Below are 1,951 nucleotides of genomic sequence, written 5' to 3'. Positions count from 1 at the left end.
GTGCTCCCCTGTGCAACCCCGCCCGTCCCGACGGACTAGCAGGCCGATCGCCGCGCTCATCTGGAGGACGTGGCGAGCGTCGCGCCACTCCACCAACCCGCCACCCCAGCCAGTAGGACAAGACCATGTCCTGAGTGGTGTCTTGATCGTTGGGCCGATCGTGGGAGTGCGGGGCCGGTACGGGGGCCATGGGCGGTCGGTCACACGAGGCAACCTGAACGGCCGCACGCCGAGTCGCGCACTCTCCGGGCCGGTCATCCACCGGCCCGCACCCGGATCCCATTCGAATGAGAGTCGCACGTGGCTGACGACGCGCCGTTCTACGCACAGGACGCAGGCAGGAAACTCGCCCGCGATTTCGAGTCCCGGGCTTACGACTTACGTGCGCACCTGAAGAAGTTCATCGACGAAACAGGAGAGGAAGCCATCTCGGACGGTTTCGGTCTCCTGACCGAGTCCGACGAACTGAGAACCGAGTACGTCGACTACTCATCGGACGCCGCCGAAGCTCTGAACCTGGTGCACAAGTACCTCGACGCCGTCGCCGATTCTCTGCGAAAGGTCCACCGCAACACCGAGACCACCGACGAAGGTGTCGCGGTGCTCTTCGGTGCGAAGGGCGACGGTGCCAAGAAGTGAGCGGCAACGAGTCGGTGGGTGAGGAGCTCGTAGAGCTCGGTATCGAGCTCGTCAATCCCGGCGGCAGGCCGGAGGAGCTCAGGCAGGCCGCCAAGGCGTGGCGTCGCCTGCAGAAGGAGGTCGCAGGCGCGGACGGGTTGCTGAAGGCACTCGACAGGAACGTCGAGAGCGTCGTGGGGGACACCTGGCGCGGGCCGGCCGCCGAAGCGTTCAGGGACCACTGGCGCGAGATGAAGGCGCAGGTGGAGAAGGCGACGGAGCAGTACGACGAGATCGCCAGGCAGCTCGACGAGGCCGCCGACTCGATCGAGCAGGTGAACTCGGAGATCCACGACATCTACATCGAGATCGGCGTCTCGATCGGTGTCGGCGTAGCCCTGTCCTTCGTCACGCTCGGCCTCGGAAGCGCGGCGGCAGCGGCGAACGTCGCGCGGCTGGCCGGGCAGGCCATCAGCCTCTCCGAACGCCTCGGCCGGCTGCTGCGTGGCATCGCCGCGGCGATGCGCGCCTACCAACGGTCGACGAAGCTGGCCAAGCTGCTGGTGGACTTCGGTATCAACTGGGCCGGGAACACCTTCACGACGGTCGCCAGCGACGTGGCGACAGGTGAAGGACTCGATGCCGGGAGCCTCGGCAAAGCGACCTGGCAGGGCGGCGTCGCGTCGCTCGCGGGTACGCCGATGGGGTTGGCCGGGGCCGGAGGGGCGAACGCCCTGCTGCGCAACCGCGGCATGAGTCAGCTGGGGATGCGCGCCTCGGAGAACATCGTGGGTGGTGCAGTGGGCAACGTCGCGGGCGGAGTCGCCGTCGACGGAGTATCCCGGGTCACGGGCAGCGAGAAGCCGGAGTGGTTGAAGAACGCCGTGGTCAACGCCGCAGGGGGCGGAGTCGGCGGCGCCGGCGGAGTGGGCATCGGAGCCATGTCGCACCGCCGCTTCCCGGCGGCGGGCAGCCCGCCCGTCCCTCCGGTGACCCCCGACGCGACGAGCCCGTCCACGAGCGCTCGCCAAGAGGGAGCCACGCGCCCCGCGGCCAATGCCCGGCCGGATGGCGCGGGCGGATCGGACGGAGCCGGCGAGCCTCCTGCAACAGGGACGACGTCCCGTCGGCGAAGCATCAGGGACGACTTCGGGTGAGCGCCCGGTCCACCGCCCTCGCCCGTTTTGCGGGCGCAAGCAGTCGTGGTCCCACGTGCGTTCATTGCCTCCGTGACCAGGAAGCGGTACGGCTCGACACTCCCGGCCCCGTCTCCTGACCCGCACGCCATGACGCGCCGCTCCCGCGACTCGTAACCGCCACCCCCGACGAGCAA

The 1,951-nt window shown here is 68.9% G+C and carries 2 protein-coding genes; both read left to right on the top strand.

Annotated elements, in window-relative coordinates; genetic code table 11:
* Positions 1-300 precede the first annotated feature (300 nt).
* Positions 301-639 (top strand): hypothetical protein, encoded by a 339-nt coding sequence (locus E2E34_RS33840; protein ID WP_138905647.1) that lies wholly within the window; start codon positions 301-303, stop codon positions 637-639.
* A complete protein-coding gene (locus E2E34_RS33835; RefSeq protein WP_138905646.1) occupies positions 636-1,775 on the top strand; it encodes a WXG100 family type VII secretion target in 1,140 nt (379 codons plus the stop codon). The genes E2E34_RS33840 and E2E34_RS33835 overlap by 4 nt, the downstream gene beginning before the upstream one ends.
* The last annotated feature ends 176 nt before the right edge of the window (positions 1,776-1,951 follow it).

The sequence above is a fragment of the Streptomyces albidochromogenes genome (genome assembly GCF_005981925.1).
GTDB classification, from domain to species: Bacteria; Actinomycetota; Actinomycetes; order Streptomycetales; family Streptomycetaceae; genus Streptomyces; species Streptomyces albidochromogenes.
The sequence above is the reverse complement of the archived record's forward strand: the minus strand, read 5'-3'. Positions and strand labels throughout refer to the sequence as shown.